A 17671-nucleotide genomic window follows, 5' to 3' on the forward strand; every position below is an offset into this window, starting at 1 on the left:
GCGCTCGCGGCGGACGGGGGGCCGCGTGGGGCCGCCGTCCGACGCGAGCACGGGCCGCCGCTCCCGGGGGCCGCGGTCGCGCGGTCCCCGGAAGCCGGTCGGGCGGCTGAGCAGCCGGGCCTACTCGCCGCGGCGGGCGATCTCGACGTTCTCCAGCACGCCGAGGGCGTCGGGGACCAGGACGGCCGCCGAGTAGTAGGCGCTGACGAGGTAGGAGATGATCGCCTTCTCGTCGATGCCCATGAAGCGGACGGACAGGCCCGGCTCGTACTCGTCCGGAAGTCCCGTCTGGTGCAGGCCGATCACGCCCTGGTTGTCCTCGCCGGTGCGCAGCACCAGGATCGAGGTGGTGTTCTCCTTCGTGATCGGGATCTTGTTGCACGGCAGGATCGGCAGGCCGCGCCAGGAGGGCACGTGGTTGCCGTGCAGTTCGACGGTGTGCGGGACGAGGCCCCGGCTGTTGAACTCGCGGCCGATGGCGGAGATGGCCCGCGGGTGCGCCAGCAGGTACTGGGCGCCGCGGCGGCGGCTGATGAGCTCGTCGAGGTCGTCCGGGGTGGGCGGGCCGGCGTGGGTGGTGAGCCGCTGCCGGTAGTCGGCGTTGTTCAGGAGCCCGAACTCGCGGTTGTTGATCAGCTCGTGCTCCTGGCGCTCGCGCAGCGCCTCGATGGTGAGCTTCAACTGCTGCTCGACCTGGTTGTAGGGCTGGTTGTACAGGTCGGCGACGCGGCTGTGCACCCGCAGCACGGTCTGGGCGACGCTCAACTCGTACTCGCGTGGGGAGAGTTCGTAGTCCACGAACGTGCCGGGCAGCTCGTGCTCCCCGATGTGGCCGGAGGCCAGGGCGATCGCCTTCTCGCCGTACTTGTTCTGCGCCTGCTGGGTGCCGCTCACGAACCCGGCGACGTGCTCGCGCAGTCCGTCGGACTGCTGCATCAGGGCCTGGAAGGCCTGGCGCGGCAGGGCGAGGGCGGTCACGGTGGTGGCGGCCTTGGCGGTGTAGCCCCAGGTGGCGTCGGCCGCGGCCAGCCCCTCGGAGCCGAAGTGGTCGCCGTCGGCGATGGTGCCGACCACGCCCTGACCGTCCCACTTGGTGGGCGCGAGCTTGTTGATCTTTCCGTGGGCGACCAGGAAGACGTGGTCGGCCGGTTGCCCGGCGGACACGATCACCTCTCCCGGCGCGAACTCCCGTTGGTCGAACTGCTCGGCCAGCGTCGCGAGCACGGCGCCGTCGTCGAATCCGCGCAGCAGGGGCAGTTCCCCGAGCTCCGCGGGGATCACCCGTACTTGGGAGCCGGTCTGCACGAAGTCGACGCGCCCGTCACCCACCGAGTAGCTCAGCCGCCGGTTCACCCGGTACGCGCCGCCCGCCGCCTGGACCCACGGCAGCACCCGTAGCAGCCAGCGTGAGGTGATTCCCTGCATCTGTGGCGCGGATTTGGTGGTCGTCGCCAAATTCCGCGCGGCAGCGGTGCTCAGACTCTGCTGCGACTGGCCGTTTTCCGTCGCCGCCTCCGACACGACACCCGGCTCAACCGTCATGAATGGTCCTTCCCTTGCGGCCTTGTGGCCCACGCGCTCAAATGCGTGGTTTATGCAATCAATTCACCGCGAAACGACGTTCTCTGCGGGACCCCCCTGCCCTCGGCCGCTGTCCTCACGGAAGCTACCCAGGGGACAGAGCGGCCTGCACTCACTCGTATGGATGAGAATCCGGAATGAGCGACTTGGGTAGATCCGAGGGCTTCGTTTCTTTCGCCGGCCCACTCGCGCCGAATCGTGACCAAGGGCCGCGCTTTGCCGGGTGTCGGGGCATCGGCTGAGGTCACGGCCTCGCGGCTGTCGCGCGGAACGGCGTGATCCCAGGGTGATCGAGGTGACTCCCCGGTAATTCGCGTGCTATTCCCCAACCCCGCCATCGATGATGAGGAAAACGTCACGCGCCCCCGAAGGGATCCTCAGTGCGTCTCTGGCGTACGCTGTACGGCTGAGGGCGGGTCGCAGAAGAACCGCTTCTGCGCGAGACCGCCACACACCCCGGAGGGCGCCGCGCACCAGAGGGGGAGAGGAGGACGCGGTGCTGACCGGAGCGGGCTCGCTGTTCGACTCACCGTGGATCTACGCCCTGGTCGCCGCGTCCATCGTGCTCGATGTCTTCGTGCCGGTGATGCCCAGTGGCGTGCTGCTCATCTCGGCCGCGACCGCCGGCACCACCGCCGGAGGCAGCAGCGGCTTCCTCGACGTGATGGTCCTGCTGCTGTGCGCCGCCACCGCCTCCACCCTGGGTGACCTGGCCGCCTACCGGCTGGCCTGGCGCGGCGGCGACTGGCTCGACCACCGGGTCGCCAACTCCCGCCGGCTGTCGACCGCCCAGGAGGTCCTCGGAGCGGTCCTGGCCCGCGGCGGCGGAGCGCTCGTGGTGCTGGCCCGTTTCGCGCCGGCCGGCCGCTCCGTGGTCAGCCTCACCGCGGGCGCCGCGCACCGCAGGGTCCGCGAGTTCCTGCCCTGGTCCGCCCTGGCGAGCCTGGTCTGGGCCGCGTACAGCGTCGGCCTCGGCTACGTGGGCGGCCAGTGGTTCGGCGCCGGCTGGATCGGCACCGCCACCTCGACCGTCGCCCTCATCGGCTCCGGCTCCATCGCGGCGTACGTCTTCCGGCGCGAGCGCCGCACCCATGCCGTCGTGTCCGTCTCCCTGCCGGTCCAGGCCACGGCCACCCCCGACCGGGCGGCGGTGGCGGAGGCCCGCTGAGGCCCCCGGTCCGCCGATGGCGGCCCCCTGGCACCCGTGCCAACATCGTTACGGGCATCGCCGGTGCCGGGGGCGGCAGCAGCAGGGACGCACGGACGGAGGCCCCGGATGCGATTCGGGCCCCTCAACGGCCTGGTGGCCGTGATCCTCGCCGCCATCGCCTTCGCCCTCCAGGGCGACACCCCCGGCGTCGGCAGCTCCGGCTTCACGGTCCGGCTCTTCTACACCCGGCACGACACCGCCCAGGGCATCGGCCTGTACCTGCTCCTGGTCGCCGGGGTCTTCCTGGTCTTCTTCGCCGGGAGCCTGCGCCACGCGCTCGCCACGACCGACCGCTCCGGGTGGCTGCCCGACGTCGCTCTCGCCGGCGGCGCGCTGGCCGCCCTCGGCTTCTGGATCAGCGCCGGGCTCACCCTCTGCCTCATCGAGGCGGCCGGCGAGCAGATGGTCGGCGGCGGCGCGCTTCAGGCCCTCAATGTGCTCAGCGGCGACCTGTTCATGCCGTTCCTCGCCGGGGTGGGCGTGATGCTGCTGGCGGCCGGGCTCAGCACGGCCCGGTCCTCCGGGCCGCTGCCGCACTGGCTGGGGTGGATCGCCTTCGTCCTCGGCGTGCTGATGTTCATCCCGTTCGCCGGCTTCATCGGCCTGGGCCTGGCCGGCCTGTGGGTCATCGCCGTGAGCGTCTGGCTGGCCGGGCCGCCCCGCCCGCGCCGGCAGCGGGCCGAGCAGACCCGCTGACGCGCCCTAGGGCGTGTTTCGAAAGTCCCTCCCCCAGCTACCGCTGGGGGGTGCCCCCACCCGCGGCGCCTGGCACGGCACTCCCCCAGCCTTCGGCCGGGGGTGCCCCCACGCTGCGTTGTCGAATCGTCCGAGTAGCCCACTACGAGGACGACTCTCCGCCTTGCGATGCACCGCACCAGACGCCGCGGGACCCGCCCTCCGGGCGGCCGGCGCTACTTTCGAAACACGCCCTAGCGGATCCTGCGGTAGGCCGTGCCGTCGGCCGAACGTTCCAGCCAGCCGTCCTCGACCAGATACCGCCGCAGAGCGGCGCAGTCGTCGTGCACCGTGCGCAGCACCTCGTTGACCTCCCGCTCGTCGTAGGCGTGGCCGGGCCGGAACAGCGTCTCGGCCAGGTGCCGCAGCAACTGCTCGCGGCGCGCCGCGCGACGGGGGACGACGGTCAGCCGTCCGTCGCGGAACAGGGCCGACACGGCGTGCGCACCGGTCTCGGACACGGCACTCTCCTTCGTACGGACGATTCGGGGACCGCTGCGCAGCCTGACACGCCCGCCCCGCCCCCGGCATCCGAATTCCGGCTGGCACGATGGGGGGTATGAGCATCGTGAAGATCAACGCCCTCACCGTTCCGGCGGAGCAGCGCGAGGTCCTGGAGAAGCGCTTCGCCGCCCGTGCCGGCGCCGTGGAGAACTCCGACGGCTTCGAGTGGTTCGAGCTCCTGCGCCCCCTGGAGGGCACCGACCAGTACCTGGTCTACACGCGCTGGCGCAGCGAGGAGGACTTCAAGAACTGGATGTCCGGCTCCATGCGCGAGGCCCACCAGGGCGGCGGCGAGGGCCGCCCGCAGCCCGCGGCGACCGGCTCGACGCTGTGGTCCTTCGAGGTCGTCCAGCAGGCCGCCCCCAAGCAGGCCTGACCGCGGACGCGGGGGTGTGAGCCGGTGAGCGCGCCGTCGCCCGGGCCCCTGCTCTATCTGGACGTGGACGGGCCGCTCAACCCCTACGCGGCGAAGCCGACCCGCCGGCCGGACGGGTACACGACGCTGCGCGTACCGCCCGTCGGCGTGGCGACGCGGCCGCTGCGGGTCTGGCTCAACCCCGCCCACGGCCCCGCGCTGCTCGGCCTGGGGTACGAGCTGTGCTGGGCGACCACCTGGATGGCGGAGGCGAACACCTGGATCGGCCCGGTCCTCGGGCTGCCGCCGCTGCCGTACGTCGACTTCGGCGACGTGCTGTTCGCGCACCGGCCGGACCTCGTGCACTGGAAGACACAGACGCTGGTGGACCATGCCGCGGGGCGGCCGTTCGCCTGGGTGGACGACGAGCAGAGCGCGGCGGACACGGCGTACGTCGCCGCCCACCACCCCGCGCCGGCGCTGCTGCACCACGTCGACCCGCGGATCGGGCTGCGCGAGCCGGACTTCGCCGCGCTGGCCGCCTTCGCGGACGGCGGGTAGCTACGCGGCCCGGCCGGGGTCGTGCCCGGGGCGGTCCTGGTCCTGGCCGCACAGTTCGCCGGTCAGCCTGGTGAGCAGGGCCGCCAGATCCTCGTGGCGTTCGGGGTTCCAGTCGCCGAGCAGGTCGGCGAGGAGCTTGCGGCGGGCCTCCGTCAGCAGCGCGGCTACCTCCTGGCCCCGTTCGGTGAGCACCAGCGTGTTCCCCTCCCGCAGGGCGTACCCGCGCTCCTCGACCTCCCGGGCGGCACGCTCGACGACGTCCGCCGGGACGGTGGTCTGGCGGGCCAGCTCCGCGGGGTCGGCGCTGCGGGCCCGGGCCAGGTAGAGCAGCAGCCAGCCGGAGGCGGGGTGCAGGTCGAGCCCGGCCAGCCGGGTGATGCGGATGTACAGGTCGCGGCCTGCCTGGCGGCCGCCGAGGACGCTCAGGCAGCGGGCGATCTCGTCGAGCGAGGAACGGCTCACGGGATTGGTGCCGATGGTCTCGCTGGCGTCGGGCACGGTGACGGACCGCCGCAGCGGCTCCTCCTTGAGGAACCAGGCCAGTACGAACGCGACCGCGCACACCGGCACCGCCCACAGGAAGACGCCGGTGATGGCGGTGGAGTACGCGTGCAGCACCGGCCCGCGCAGCCCGGCCGGGAGCGCGGAGACCCCGCGCGGGTCGGCCTGCACGACCGCCGGGTTGAAACCGGGCGGCAGCGTACGGCCGGCCAGCGCGGCGGTGATCTCGCGGGCCAGACTGGTGGTGAAGATCGTGCCGAAGATGGAGACGCCGAAGGACGCGCCGATGGAGCGGAAGAAGGTGGCGCCGGAGGTGGCGGTGCCCAGGTCCTCGTAACCGACGGCGTTCTGCACGGCGAGGATCAGCACCTGCATCACCAGGCCCAGCCCCAGGCCGAAGACCAGCAGGAAGGTGCTGAGCGCCCAGACCTCGGTGTGCTCGTCGAGTTGGTGCAGCAGGAACAGGCCGACGATGGTGACGCCGGTCCCGGCGATCGGGAAGACCTTGTAGCGCCCGGTGCGCGAGACGATCTGGCCGGAGGCCGTGGACGCCACCAGCATGCCGACCACCATCGGGATCATGTGCACGCCGGACCAGGTCGGGGAGTAGCCGTGCACGACCTGGAGGAACGTCGGCAGGAAGGTCAGCGCGCCGAACATGGCGAAGCCGACGACGAAGGAGATCACCGAGCAGAGCCAGAAGGTGCGGATTTGGAACAGGCGCGGCGGCAGCACCGGCTCCTCCGCCCGCCGTTCGATCAGCACGAACGCCACGACGAGCAGGACGCCCAGCACGGCGAGCCCGATGATCCGCCACGAGTCCCAGGCCCATGTGGAGCCGCCGAGCGAGGTCACGAGCACCAGGCAGGTCGCGGCGGCCGCCACCACCGCCATGCCCCAGTAGTCGATGCGGTGCGAGGTGCGGCGGACCGGGATGTGCAGCACGGTGGCGATCACCGCGAGCGCGACCAGCCCGATCGGCAGATTGACGTAGAACACCCAGCGCCAGCTGAGGGTGTCCACGAACAGCCCGCCGAGCAGCGGCCCGAGCACGCTGCTCGCACCGAACACGGCGCCGAAGACGCCCTGGTAGCGCCCTCGTTCACGGGGCGGCACGATGTCGCCGACGATCGCCATCGACAGCGCGATCAGACCGCCGCCGCCCAGGCCCTGCAACGCGCGGAAGGTGATCAGCTCGCCCATGCTGCGGGACAGGCCGCACAGCGCCGAGCCGATCAGGAAGATCACGATGACGGCCTGGAAGAGCTTCTTCCGGCCGTACATGTCACCGAGCTTGCCCCACAAGGGGGTCGCCGCGGTCGACGCCAGCAGGTAGGCGGTCACCACCCAGGACAGATGGTCCAGGCCGCCGAGGTCGCTGACGATGGTGGGCAGCGCGGTGGAGACGATCGTCTGGTCCAGGGCGGCCAGCAGCAGGCCGAGGGCGAGCGCGCCGATGGCCACGCGCACGGCCCGCCTGTCGGCGATCTCGACGGGACCGGCCGCGGCCGGTCCCTCCGGTCCCTCCGGGGCCTTGGTGTCGTCGGTGTCGTGCCGCGCCATGTCGCTCCGCTCGGGGCACCGAGGGTGCCCGTTACCGCGTACCTGCCACTTCATCACAAAGTTTCACACCCATTGCACATCATTCACGCAGTTTGTACGACCGGCGGAGCCGGAGGCGGCTGGGCGGCCGTGACGGGAGGTCTGCATAATCACTGCGACTGTCAGGACGTCGGGAGGGGGCGCCGGTGGCGTCGCAGGGGCCGGGTTCTCCGGAGGACGAATACGAGTACGAGTCGCTGCGCGTGCGGCCGTACGTTCCGGGGCCGGACCCCGACGAGCACGGCGGGGCCGCGGCACCACTGCCGGAGGCGCTGCGCGAAGCCGCCGAGGAGGACGTCGACTTCATCGACCTCGGCACGGTCTCGTCCGGCGACCGGCTGCCCGTGCCGCTGTCGTCGGCCTCGCGCGAACTGGAGCGGTACGCACCACCCGGGGCGGCCGCCGCGGGCGTCCCCGCCGGGCGGGCCCGCCGTCGCGCCATGGGGCCGCGCCGGGCGGCGGTGATCGCGGGTGCCGCGGCCGGCGCGGTCGTGCTCGCCGTCGGCGCCGTCCTCCTCACCGGGCACCTGACCCAGGCACCGGACCGCACCGAGGCCGCGCCGGACCGGGGCGCCTCCGAGCCCGCGCTCGAACTGCCGCCGAGCGCGCGGCCGACCGCCGCGGCCGGCTCGCCGTCCGCCGCCCCGAGCGAGAGCCCGTCGGCCCTGGCCGCGACCAAGGGGATGAACTCGGCCACCGCCTACTACCCGAGCGCCACCGCGACGCCCTCCAAGCCGGCCGCCTCCGCCTCCGCCACGGTCTCCGCCTCCACGTCCGCCACCGGCGGGGTGTCCACGCCGCCCACCAGCTCGGCCCCCGCCGTGCCCGCCACGCTCCGGCCCGGCGACAGCGGGCCCGCCGTCGTCGAACTCCAGGACCGGCTCCGCAAGGCCGGCGTGTACTACCGCGACTCCGACGGCCAGTACGACCAGGGCGTGACCCGCGCGGTCTCCCGCTTCCAGTACTTCCACCACGTCACGGGCGACCCTGAGGGCGTCTACGGCCCGAACACCCGCAAGGCCCTGGAGGAGGCGACCCGCTAGCCCGCCGCGCGCCCCGGCGCGCGGGGCTGGCAGGATCTCCCCGTGGCGATCGACGACTTCGGAACGCTGGGCTTCCAGCTCGTGCTGCTGCGCCGGATGGCCGACCACCGGCCCGAGCTGGTCGAGGAGGCGCTGCACACGCTCGGCGTGAGCCGCACCGACATGCGGGAGGCCAACCGCCGCTGGCAGGCCTGGGGCCACGCGCGCGGCTTCCCGCGCGGGGAGCGGCGCTACCGTGCGGTGCTGGGCCCACCCGTAGCGGTCGCCCAGCGCCGCGTCGGCGACCTGGTCTGCCCCGCCTCCCTGTGGCCCGTGCCGCTCTGGCCGACGCTGCGCTTCGAGGTCCTGTGCGCGCCCGGCGGCGGCGCGGTGTGGAACGAGTGGCTGGTGCGCGCCCCCGGGGAAGCGGGGCCGAGGCCCGCCACGGCCGCCGAGATCGAACCGTGGTCCTGCACGGTCGACGAGCTGGCCCACGCGTTTGCGCCGGCGACGCCTCTCGAGGGCGATGCGCCGACGAGGTGGCGGCTTGCGTTCACGGATCCGGGGGTGGGGGGTGCGTGCGTTGCGCACTTCACGTATGGACTGGTGCAGTCCGTGGACCGGGTCTAGGTTTTTCCCCCGCCCTCCCGCCCGTGTGCCCTGTGAAGTCAGTGACCCCGGCGCGCGTGCGGGGTGGGCCGGGTTCGGGGCCTCCGGGGCTGGCCATTCTGGACAGCACATTTCGGTGCCTCGGGCACTCTCCGCTGGGCACCCCGGGTTGTGCACCCAAATATGCTCCACAGTCCAGAACGCCCACCCCTACGCCCCCGCCCCCTCGGTTTCGTCATGCGCCTGATCCCCAGTGGGGGGTGGAGGGCGGCCATGGCACAGGCCCAGGGTTGGTGCGGCGGCACATCAGCCGCCCAGCCGTCACCGCCCACACATCCCGCCCATGGGCCGTGCTCGCGGTCGGCTGCGCGCCCTGGCGGCCGGTGGGGCAGTATCCAGGCAACTGCGGTCACCCGGTCCGCCTCCACACCCCCCACTGGGGATCAGGCGCGACAACTCACGGAGGGGGCGGGGGTGGTGGGGGCACCCCCGGCCGAAGGCTGGGGGAGGGTGGGTGTTCTGGACTGTGGAGCATATTTGTGTGCGGTATCCGGGTCGGGATGGGATGGGCAGGTGCTGGAAACGCACGTAAATGTGCTGTCCAGAATGGCCAGCCCCGGAGGCCCCGACCCCGGCCTACCAACCACGGGCGCTGGGCCGGCCAGACTTCACAGGGCGCACGGGAGGGCGGGCGGGGGACGCTGAGGGGGCCTGACAGGTCCCCGCCGGGGGGCCCGCCGGAGGGGATCCCGATGGTTGCCTGGAGTGCGCGGAGCGGGACGCGAAGGACGCCCCCCGCGCATCGCGGAAAGGCAACCCCCATGACTGAGACTCCCCGTATCACCACGCCCTTCGACGGCCAATCGACCGCCGCCGAGGCCGTGACCGCCGCGGCGGTCGACCTGACCGGCCGCCGTGCCATCGTCACCGGCGCAGCCTCCGGCATCGGCGTCGAGACCGCCCGGGCGCTGGCCGGGGCCGGGGCGGAGGTGACGCTGGCGGTCCGCGACACCGCCGCGGGCGAGCGGGCGGCGGAGGACATCAGGGCGTCGGCCGACGGTGCCCGGGTCCACGTCAGGCGGCTGGACCTGGCCGACCTCGCATCGGTCGCGGAGTTCACCTCCGCCTGGCAGGGGCCGCTGCACCTGCTGGTCAACAACGCGGGCGTGATGATGACGCCCGAGACCCGTACGCCGTCCGGCTGGGAGCTGCAGTTCGCCACCAACCACTACGGCCACTTCGCGCTGACGACCGGCCTCCACCCGGCTCTGGCGGCGGCCGGCGGCGCGCGGGTGGTCGCGCTGAGTTCGGTCGCGCACCTGCGTTCGGGCGTGGACTTCGACGACCCCCACTTCCTGCGGCAGGCGTACGACCCGTCCCTCGCGTACGCCCGCTCCAAGACGGCCAACGTGCTCTTCGCCGTCGAGGCGCAGCGGCGCTGGGCGGACGACGGCATCACCGTCAACGCCGTGCATCCCGGGGCGATTCTGGAGACCGGGCTGAGCCGCCACCTGAGTCAGGAGGCCCTGGACAACGCGGTCTCGAACGGGGGCTATACCTTCAAGACGCGCGAACAGGGCGCGGCCACGTCCGTCGTGGTCGCGACGTGGCCCGCGCTCGACGGGGTGGGCGGCCGCTACTTCGAGGACGGCAACGAGGCACTGCCGCACCGGCCCGGTATGCACGGCGGGGTCGCGGCGCACGCCCTGGACCCGGAGGCGGCCGCGCGGCTGTGGGAGATGTCGGTGGACGCGGTCCTTCCGGCACGGGCCTGACGCCGACACGAGGGGCCCCCTGGCGCGATGCCCGTACGGTTTTGTATCGTGTAGGAACAAAGTGGTTCCGCCCGTTTCCCCTGACCGGCGGGCGGGCCACTTGTCTTGTTCTTCCGAGGGAGCCTTCATGTCGTCGTCCACCACCGTCCCCGCCCGCGCGCTGCTGCTGGACATGGACGGGACGCTGGTGAACTCCGACGCGGTCGTCGAGCGCTGCTGGCGCCGCTGGGCCGCGGAGCACGGCCTGGAGGGCGACGCCGTGATGAAGGTGGTCCACGGCCGCCAGGGCTACGCCACGATGGCCGTGCTGCTCCCGGAGCGCCCCATGGCGGAGAACCTCGCCGACAACAAGCGCCTGCTGGCCGAGGAGACCGCCGACGTCGAGGGTGTCGTGCCGATCGCCGGGGCCCCCGCCTTCGTGGCCGCGCTGCGGGATCTCCCGCACGCCCTGGTGACCTCGGCGGACGACGCGCTGGCCCGCGCCCGCATGGGCGCCGCGCGGCTGCCGCTGCCCGACGTCATGATCACCGCCGAGCGGGTGAGTGCCAGCAAGCCGGACCCCGAGGGCTTCCTCAAGGGTGCCGCCGAGCTCGGCTTCGGCCCGGAGGACTGCGTGGTCTTCGAGGACTCCGAGGTCGGCATCGCCGCCGCCAAGGCCGCCGGCATGCGTGTGGTCGGCGTCGGCCCGCGTGCCGCGGCGCACGCGCCCACCGTTCACGTGGACACCCTGGAGCAGGTGCGCGTCGAGATCGCCCCGGAGGGCGGCCTCGTCCTGCACATCGGCTGAGACCCGGGGAAACGCGGCCGGAAAACCTGCGTGTGATCCGCCCGGCGCGGTGCCATGCTGACGGGGTGAGCGGGCTGGAGATCGGGATCAGTTTCGCCTCCGGGTTGCGGCTCTTCGCCGCGGCCCCGCGGCGCGAGGGACGGACGAGCGTGGTCACCGACGGGGTGTCCTCACTCGGGCATGTGGTGGAGTCGCTGGGGGTGCCCCTCACCGAGGTGGGCAGCCTGCTCGTCGACGGCAGCGAGATGCCGTTCTCCCATGTGCCGCGCGCCGGGGAGTACGTGGAGGTCCGGCCCGTCAGCCGCCCGCAGGCGGTGCCCGGGGCGCCGCTGCGCTTCCTGCTCGACGTGCATCTGGGCACCTTGGCGCGGCGGTTGCGGCTGCTGGGCGTCGACGCCGCGTACGAGAGCGAGGACATCGGGGACCCGGCGCTGGCGCGGCGGTCGGCGGCCGAGAAGCGCGTGCTGCTGTCCCGGGACCGCGGCCTGCTGCGCCGTCGCGAGCTGTGGGCGGGCGCGTACGTCTACAGCGACCAGCCCGACGAGCAACTGCGCGACGTGCTCAGCCGGTTCGCCCCGGACCTGGCGCCGTGGACGCGCTGCACCGCCTGCAACGGGCGGTTGGAGGACGCCGACAAGCACGCCGTGCTGGAGCATCTGGAGCAGGGCACGCGCCGCAGCTACGACGTCTTCGCGCGCTGCACGGCGTGCGAGCGGCTGTACTGGCGCGGAGCGCACCACGCCCGCCTGGAGGCGATCGTCGAGGACGCGCTGAGCGAGTTCGGGCGCCCGGCCGCGTGACGGCGTGCCGCCTGTAGCGGGTGGTTGGACAGCGCCGGCAAGCACGCGGTGCTCTAGCGTCTGGGGCAGGGCACGCCCTGCCGCCACGATCTCCCTTCGTGCGCTGCACCGCGTGCGTGGGACGTATTGCGCCCCCGTCTGACCGTGTCCGGGTAGCGGCGTGCCGCCTTCTGCGGGTGGTTGGAGGGCGCCATGACGTCTTCGCGCGCTGCGCGGCGCGTACCGCCTCCGCCTGACCGTGCCCCGGCGGCGGCGCCGCCCCCGCACCGCCCCCACTCCCCGGCGGCGTGCCGCCGTCAGTTGGCGGAGCGGGCCAGTAGGCCGGACAGCACCACCTGGAGCATGTCGCACAGCGTGGCGGAGAACTCCAGGCGCAGGGCGGCCAGCGACGGATCGGCCTCGTAGGCGGCGAGCATTCCGGGGGAGGGGTGCGCGTGCGTCCAGACGGCGCCGGTGACCATGACCGCCGCGGCGGCGAAGCGCATCTCGTCCTGCTCGCCGAGTTCGGGCAGGTGCGCACGGACCAGCCCGGCGAGCACCGTCACGTTGGCGATCGCGGCGTGCTTGTAGTCGGCGGCGACCTGCGCGGAGACATTGCGTTCGAGCACCGCGGCCTGCGCGCTCACCAGGTCGCACAGCACGGGCCGGGCCGCCAGGGAGTCGGTGAGCGCGGCGGCCAGCCGGTCCGCGCGTGCGGCGGTGCCGGCAGCCGGGTCGATCGCCTCGTCCAGCTGCGTCGCCAGGTGCTCCAGCCAGTCGCGGGTGGCGGTGTCGAGCAGTTCCAGCAGCACGGCCTCGCGTGACTCGAAGTAGCGCAGCACGTTGGACTTCGCCAGGCCCACGCGGCGGCTGAGCTCGTTCAGGCTCACCTCGGCGACCGGCATCTCGGTCAGCATCGCGGCCGTGGTGTCGAGGATCGCCTTCCTGCGCATCGCGCGCTGCTCCTCGTTGCGCGCGCGCTGAAACGTGGTTGCCATGGCCGCAGTCTACAGACCTGCGGTCTGTTGTTATCAGACCGAAGGTCTGCTAGCTTCGCATTCAACAGACCGGCGGTCTGTTGAACCGTGTCGACCCTTGCCCCCGGGAGTTCTCATGTACGTCGTCCCCGACCGCTCCGACACCTTCGCCGTCGTCACCGGAGCCAACAGCGGCACCGGCAAGGAGGCCGCCCGCCGGCTCGCCGAGGCCGGCGCCCGGGTCGTCCTGGCCGTGCGCACGCCCGCCAAGGGTGAGCGGGCCCGCGCCGAGATCCTGGCCCGGCATCCGCACGCCCGGCTGGAGGTGCGCCGGGTGGACCTGGCCGACCTCGCCTCCGTCGAGGCGTTCGCCGACGCGATCGCGGCCGACGGAACCCCGCTGGACCTGCTCGTCAACAACGCCGGTGTGATGTCCCCGCCCACCCGGATGGCCACGGCGGACGGTTTCGAGCTGCAGATGGGCAGCAACTTCCTCGGTCCCTTCGCGCTCACCCTGCGGCTGCTGCCCGCGCTGCTCGCCGCCCCCGCGCCCCGCGTGGCGACGATGAGCAGCGGCACCGCCAACTACGGCCGCATCGGCTTCGACGACCTGCAGTGGGAGCGCCGCCGCTACAGCCCGGCCCTGTCCTACGCCCAGTCCAAGCTCGCCGACCTGATCATGAGCGTCCACCTCGCCCGCGTCGCGGACGAGCGCGGCTGGCACCTGCTGAGCACCGCGGCGCACCCCGGCTACACCCGCACCAATCTCCAGACCTCCGGCGCGAGCCTGGGGCGCGATGCGCCGTACCGGCCGAACCCGGTGCTCCGCGCCCTCAACGCGCTGCTGCCCTCGCAGGGCGTCGAGCCGGGCACCGAGCCGCTGCTGTACGCGGCGACCGCCCCCGACGCCGCCGCGGGCGGCTACTACGGACCGGGCGGGCGCTTCGGCCTGGTCGGTCCCACCGTTACGGCCCGCATCACACGACGGGCCCAGGACCCCGCGGTCAACGCCCGGTTGTGGGCCGAGGCCGAGCGCCTGACCGGGGTCGCCCTGCCCGCCCCCCTCAGCCGGCGAACGCCTCGTACAGGCTGAAGCCCGCGAGGAGCACCATCACGGCCGCCGCGACCTTGGTGATCAGCCGCAGGGGCACGTGCTTCATGAGGGTGCGGCCGCCCAGGATGCCGATCGCGCCGACGGCCCACAGCCCCAGCACGGCACCGACCCCGACGCCGATCGGGTCGTCGTAGCGGGCGGCGAGGTTGGCGGTCATGATCTGCGTGAGATCGCCGAACTCGGCGACCAGGATCAGCATGAAGCCGGCGCCGGCGACCTTCCAGAAGCTCTGGTCGGCCGGGGCCTTGACCTCCTCCTCGTCCTCGCCCTTCTTGAACAGCAGCACGGCCGCGCCCGCGAGGAAGAGCAGGCCCACCACCCCCTGCACCCAGCGGTGGGGGAGCAGGGTCAGCACGCTGCCGGCGGCGATGGCCAGTGCCACGTGGACCAGGAAGGCGGCGGCCACGCCGCAGAAGACGTACGAGGCGCGGTAGCGCGTGCCGAGCATCAGACCGGCCAGCGCGGTCTTGTCGGGCAGCTCGGCGAGGAAGATGACGCCGAAGGTGATGGCGGCGACGGTGAGGCTGAACAACGGACTGGTTCCTCTGCGTTCGGGCGCCGCACCGGGAACTCCGTGAAAGGGGTCGCTTCGGCACGGCAGTGTCGGACACTGCGGCCGAAGGTCTCGCTGGCCCGGTCCGCCGCCGTGCCCCGTGGGCGACGATGACGCGTGTACCGGGCTCCGGGCGCCGGCCTGGCCGTCATCCGTTGTGCCTGGGCACATCCCACCTGGCGGTGGGCGGGCGACGGACGGGCAGTATGTCGACGGTCCGGCGAGGAGCTACTCCCCTTCTGCTGCTCCCAGTCTACCGGCTGCCGGGCGGTGTCCCCCGGGGACGTCCGGCGGGGGCGCGGAGGGCGTGGGCCCAAGTGGACCGGCCGGGGCGGGGGTTGGGCGCGAGGGCGGCGGGCGCCGGGCGCGAGGTGATGTGACCGACGCCACATCTGGGCGCCGGCGGGAGGCGGCTGATCCGCTCGTGCCGTCCCTCTCGACATGACGTGTCCATGTCGGCAGTCTGTTACCTGCCGCACGCCCCCACGAAACGTCGCGACACAAGGATGGCCGTCGGCTCCACCGGCCGAACCCCCACATCCAAGGGAGACCCCATGTCCCGCATACGCCTGGCCCTCACGCGCCGCGGTGTCTACGCGCGTCGATACCTCGGTCTGCTCGCCGCCCTCACCAGCCTGTTCGCCACCCTCGGCACCCTCAACGGCCCCGCCGCCCAGGCCGCGCTCCCTACGCCCGTCAGCGCCGCCACCGCCCGCAGCTACCTGGCCTCGCTCAAGGTCGCCACCGAGAACCGCACCGGCTACAACCGCGACCTGTTCCCGCACTGGATCACCATCAGCGGCGCCTGCGACACCCGCGAGACCGTCCTCAAGCGCGACGGCAGCGGCGTGGTCACCAACTCCTCCTGCTCGGCCACCAGCGGCAGCTGGTACTCGGTCTACGACGGCGCCACCTGGACCGCCGCCTCCGACCTGGACATCGACCACCTCGTGCCGCTCGCCGAGGCCTGGGACTCCGGCGCCTCCGCCTGGACCACCTCCCGCCGCCAGTCCTTCGCCAACGACCTCACCCGCCCGCAGCTCATCGCCGTCACCGACAACGTGAACCAGGCCAAGGGCGACCAGGACCCGGCCACGTGGATGCCGTCGCGCACCGCCTACGCCTGCACCTACGTCCGCGCCTGGGTCCAGGTGAAGTACTACTACGGCCTGTCCGTCGACACCGCCGAGAAGAACAAGCTCACCAGCGTCCTCAGCGGCTGCTGACCCCCGCGCCCGGCCGCCGTCCCCCCACCGTCCGGCCGCCGGGACCGCGACCGGGAACTCACGCCTTCCCTCCGACGTCCGTACCCAGTGACGACGGAGGGAAGGCCGACCGCATGGCAGAGCTGCGCCTGGGCCCGCTGCTGAGATACGTGGACGAGGACACCGCGACCATCTGGCTGGAGGCCGACCGCCCCGCCACCGCCGAGATCCGCTGCGACGACGGCTCCGCCGGCAGCGAACGCACCTGGCAGATCGCCGGGCACCACTACGCCATCGTCACCGTCACCGGGCTGCGCCCCGGTGGCAGCACCCCGTACCGGGTCCTGCTCGACGGCCGCGAGGTCTGGCCGCTGCCCGGGTCCTCCTATCCGCCCAGCACCATCGACACCCCCTCCGGCGAGGACGACGAACTCCGCGTCGCGTTCGGCTCCTGCCGCTGGGCCGCACCGCCGCCCGACGAGCCCGACCCGATCGGACCGGACGCGCTCGACACCCTGGCCCACCACATCGCCGAGGGCACCGCCGCCCGCCCCGGCCTGCTCGTCCTGCTCGGCGACCAGATCTACGCCGACGAGACCTCCGCCGCCACCCGCACCTGGCTCGCCCGCCGCCGCGACCTGAGCGAACCGCCCTGGGACCAGGTCGCCGACTACGAGGAATACACCCACCTCTACTACGAGTCCTGGCTCGACCCCGACATCCGCTGGCTGCTGTCCACCGTGCCCAGCTGCATGATCTTCGACGACCACGACGTCATCGACGACTGGAACACCTCGCACACCTGGCGCGCCGGCATGCGCGACACCGCGTGGTGGCAGGAGCGCATCGTCGGCGGCCTCGCCTCCTACTGGGTCCACCAGCACCTGGGCAACCTGAGCCCCGCCGAACTCGCCTCCGACAAGCTCCTCGCCGCGATACGGGCAGAGCAGGACGGCACCGAAGTGCTGCGCGCCTTCGCCGCCCGCGCCGACGCCGATCCCGCGCACAACCGCTGGAGCTACCGCCGCGACCTCGGCCGCACCCGGCTGCTCATGGTCGACTCCCGTGCCGCCCGCGTCCTCGCCGAGGAACGCCGCGCCATGCTCGACCCGGGCGAACTCGACTGGCTGCGCGAACAGACCCGCCCCGACGGCGCGTTCGACCACCTGCTCATCGGCACGTCGCTGCCGTGGCTGCTCCCGCACGCCGTCCACGACGCCGAGGTGTGGAGCTCGGCCCTGGCCCGCGGCAACCGCGGCCACCGCTGGAGCCACCGCGGCGAACGGCTGCGCCAGGCCGGCGACCTGGAGCACTGGTCCGCGTTCCCCGACTCCTTCGACGAACTGGCCGGCCTGCTCACCACCGCCGCCGACCACCCCGACGCACCCGCCACCATCTGCGTCCTGTCCGGCGACGTCCACCACGCCTACACCGCCGAGGCCCACCGGCCCGGCGCCCCGCTGCGGGCCCGGGTCCTCCAGCTCACCTGCTCGCCGGTGCACAACACAATCCCCGGCTTCATGCGGGTGGCCTTCCGCCTCGCCTGGACCCGCCCCGCCCGCCTCCTCGGCCGCGCCCTCACCCGCCACGGCCGCGCCTCCGCGACCTCCCTGAAGTGGAGCAGGCTCGGCGGCCCCTGGTTCGGCAACCAGTTGATGACGCTGACCCTGCGGGGACGCACCGCGCGTCTGCGCCTGGACCAGACGCGGGCCAAGGAACCGAAGGCACGGCTGGAGACGGTGCTGGACACCCGGCTCACGGACTGAACGGCGAACGGCATTGGCGTTCCCGGGACGCGCGC

At 72.9% G+C, this 17671-nt stretch carries 17 protein-coding genes; 12 read left to right on the top strand and 5 right to left on the bottom strand.

All coding sequences use genetic code 11. The features are described from left to right. Positions 1-120: 120 nt before the first annotated feature. Positions 121-1542, bottom strand: a complete 1422-nt coding sequence (locus tag ACFWVC_RS31700) for a family 2B encapsulin nanocompartment shell protein (protein WP_384295375.1) — start codon at positions 1540-1542, stop codon at positions 121-123. A 535-nt stretch (positions 1543-2077) separates the two neighbouring features. On the opposite strand from ACFWVC_RS31700, the gene ACFWVC_RS31705 reads away from it, so the two are divergent. Together ACFWVC_RS31705 and ACFWVC_RS31710 are read left to right on the top strand one after the other, a co-directional pair. After that, positions 2078-2749, top strand: a complete 672-nt coding sequence (locus ACFWVC_RS31705; RefSeq protein ID WP_384295380.1) for a DedA family protein — start codon at positions 2078-2080, stop codon at positions 2747-2749. Positions 2750-2857: 108 nt separating this feature from the next. Beyond that, positions 2858-3487 (top strand): hypothetical protein, encoded by a 630-nt coding sequence (locus ACFWVC_RS31710; protein WP_384295383.1) that lies wholly within the window; start codon positions 2858-2860, stop codon positions 3485-3487. Between the two features lie 233 nt (positions 3488-3720). Here ACFWVC_RS31710 and ACFWVC_RS31715 read toward each other — a convergent pair whose 3' ends face one another. Continuing rightward, on the bottom strand, positions 3721-3987 hold the full coding sequence (locus ACFWVC_RS31715) for a DUF2087 domain-containing protein (RefSeq protein ID WP_384295386.1): 267 nt from the start codon (positions 3985-3987) through the stop codon (positions 3721-3723). 98 nt (positions 3988-4085) lie between these two features. Here ACFWVC_RS31715 and ACFWVC_RS31720 point away from each other — a divergent pair, with 98 nt between their 5' ends. Next, positions 4086-4406 carry an antibiotic biosynthesis monooxygenase gene (locus ACFWVC_RS31720; RefSeq protein ID WP_319662573.1) on the top strand — a complete coding sequence of 107 codons (321 nt, stop codon included), beginning with the start codon at positions 4086-4088 and terminating at the stop codon, positions 4404-4406. Between the two features lie 24 nt (positions 4407-4430). Further along, the gene (locus ACFWVC_RS31725; protein ID WP_384295390.1) at positions 4431-4946 is read left to right on the top strand and encodes a hypothetical protein; all 516 of its coding nucleotides are present in this window, start codon (positions 4431-4433) and stop codon (positions 4944-4946) included. Here ACFWVC_RS31725 and ACFWVC_RS31730 read toward each other — a convergent pair whose 3' ends face one another. Continuing rightward, positions 4947-7010, bottom strand: coding sequence for an MFS transporter (locus ACFWVC_RS31730; RefSeq protein ID WP_384295393.1), 2064 nt, complete (start codon positions 7008-7010; stop codon positions 4947-4949). A 185-nt stretch (positions 7011-7195) separates the two neighbouring features. Between ACFWVC_RS31730 and ACFWVC_RS31735 the strand changes: the two genes are divergently transcribed. The 5 genes from ACFWVC_RS31735 to ACFWVC_RS31755 all read left to right on the top strand — a co-directional run bounded on the left by ACFWVC_RS31735 (position 7196) and on the right by ACFWVC_RS31755 (position 12042). Continuing rightward, positions 7196-8092: a peptidoglycan-binding protein gene (locus tag ACFWVC_RS31735; protein WP_384295395.1), complete on the top strand. Its 897-nt coding sequence runs from the start codon at positions 7196-7198 to the stop codon at positions 8090-8092. 96 nt (positions 8093-8188) lie between these two features. Beyond that, positions 8189-8701 carry a hypothetical protein gene (locus ACFWVC_RS31740; protein WP_384295499.1) on the top strand — a complete coding sequence of 171 codons (513 nt, stop codon included), beginning with the start codon at positions 8189-8191 and terminating at the stop codon, positions 8699-8701. Between the two features lie 800 nt (positions 8702-9501). Beyond that, positions 9502-10455, top strand: coding sequence for an SDR family NAD(P)-dependent oxidoreductase (locus tag ACFWVC_RS31745; RefSeq protein WP_384295397.1), 954 nt, complete (start codon positions 9502-9504; stop codon positions 10453-10455). Positions 10456-10582: 127 nt separating this feature from the next. Beyond that, positions 10583-11242: an HAD-IA family hydrolase gene (locus ACFWVC_RS31750; protein ID WP_384295400.1), complete on the top strand. Its 660-nt coding sequence runs from the start codon at positions 10583-10585 to the stop codon at positions 11240-11242. A 65-nt stretch (positions 11243-11307) separates the two neighbouring features. After that, positions 11308-12042: a Mut7-C RNAse domain-containing protein gene (locus ACFWVC_RS31755; RefSeq protein ID WP_384295405.1), complete on the top strand. Its 735-nt coding sequence runs from the start codon at positions 11308-11310 to the stop codon at positions 12040-12042. A gap of 296 nt (positions 12043-12338) precedes the next feature. Here ACFWVC_RS31755 and ACFWVC_RS31760 read toward each other — a convergent pair whose 3' ends face one another. Further along, positions 12339-13019 (bottom strand): TetR/AcrR family transcriptional regulator, encoded by a 681-nt coding sequence (locus tag ACFWVC_RS31760; protein WP_384295409.1) that lies wholly within the window; start codon positions 13017-13019, stop codon positions 12339-12341. Positions 13020-13134: 115 nt separating this feature from the next. Here ACFWVC_RS31760 and ACFWVC_RS31765 point away from each other — a divergent pair, with 115 nt between their 5' ends. Then, positions 13135-14091, top strand: coding sequence for an SDR family oxidoreductase (locus tag ACFWVC_RS31765; RefSeq protein ID WP_384295413.1), 957 nt, complete (start codon positions 13135-13137; stop codon positions 14089-14091). On the opposite strand, the gene ACFWVC_RS31770 is transcribed toward ACFWVC_RS31765, so the two are convergent. Beyond that, positions 14063-14644 carry a TMEM165/GDT1 family protein gene (locus ACFWVC_RS31770; protein WP_384295418.1) on the bottom strand — a complete coding sequence of 194 codons (582 nt, stop codon included), beginning with the start codon at positions 14642-14644 and terminating at the stop codon, positions 14063-14065. The genes ACFWVC_RS31765 and ACFWVC_RS31770 overlap by 29 nt on opposite strands. A gap of 575 nt (positions 14645-15219) precedes the next feature. On the opposite strand from ACFWVC_RS31770, the gene ACFWVC_RS31775 reads away from it, so the two are divergent. After that, positions 15220-15891 (top strand): HNH endonuclease family protein, encoded by a 672-nt coding sequence (locus ACFWVC_RS31775; RefSeq protein ID WP_384295425.1) that lies wholly within the window; start codon positions 15220-15222, stop codon positions 15889-15891. 113 nt (positions 15892-16004) lie between these two features. Then, positions 16005-17636 (top strand): alkaline phosphatase D family protein, encoded by a 1632-nt coding sequence (locus ACFWVC_RS31780; protein WP_384295430.1) that lies wholly within the window; start codon positions 16005-16007, stop codon positions 17634-17636. Positions 17637-17671 lie beyond the last annotated feature (35 nt).

This window comes from Streptomyces sp. NPDC058691, assembly GCF_042714775.1.
Classification (GTDB): Bacteria; Actinomycetota; Actinomycetes; order Streptomycetales; family Streptomycetaceae; genus Actinacidiphila.

Coding starts and splice junctions, on each gene's coding strand:
- ACFWVC_RS31700 (WP_384295375.1), bottom strand. CDS start 1,542: ATGACGGTTGAGCCGGGTGTCGTGTCGGAGGCGGCGACGGAAAACGGC.
- ACFWVC_RS31710 (WP_384295383.1), top strand. CDS start 2,858: ATGCGATTCGGGCCCCTCAACGGCCTGGTGGCCGTGATCCTCGCCGCC.
- ACFWVC_RS31720 (WP_319662573.1), top strand. CDS start 4,086: ATGAGCATCGTGAAGATCAACGCCCTCACCGTTCCGGCGGAGCAGCGC.
- ACFWVC_RS31730 (WP_384295393.1), bottom strand. CDS start 7,010: ATGGCGCGGCACGACACCGACGACACCAAGGCCCCGGAGGGACCGGAG.
- ACFWVC_RS31740 (WP_384295499.1), top strand. CDS start 8,189: ATGGCCGACCACCGGCCCGAGCTGGTCGAGGAGGCGCTGCACACGCTC.
- ACFWVC_RS31745 (WP_384295397.1), top strand. CDS start 9,502: ATGACTGAGACTCCCCGTATCACCACGCCCTTCGACGGCCAATCGACC.
- ACFWVC_RS31750 (WP_384295400.1), top strand. CDS start 10,583: ATGTCGTCGTCCACCACCGTCCCCGCCCGCGCGCTGCTGCTGGACATG.
- ACFWVC_RS31760 (WP_384295409.1), bottom strand. CDS start 13,019: ATGGCAACCACGTTTCAGCGCGCGCGCAACGAGGAGCAGCGCGCGATG.
- ACFWVC_RS31765 (WP_384295413.1), top strand. CDS start 13,135: ATGTACGTCGTCCCCGACCGCTCCGACACCTTCGCCGTCGTCACCGGA.
- ACFWVC_RS31775 (WP_384295425.1), top strand. CDS start 15,220: ATGTCCCGCATACGCCTGGCCCTCACGCGCCGCGGTGTCTACGCGCGT.
- ACFWVC_RS31780 (WP_384295430.1), top strand. CDS start 16,005: ATGGCAGAGCTGCGCCTGGGCCCGCTGCTGAGATACGTGGACGAGGAC.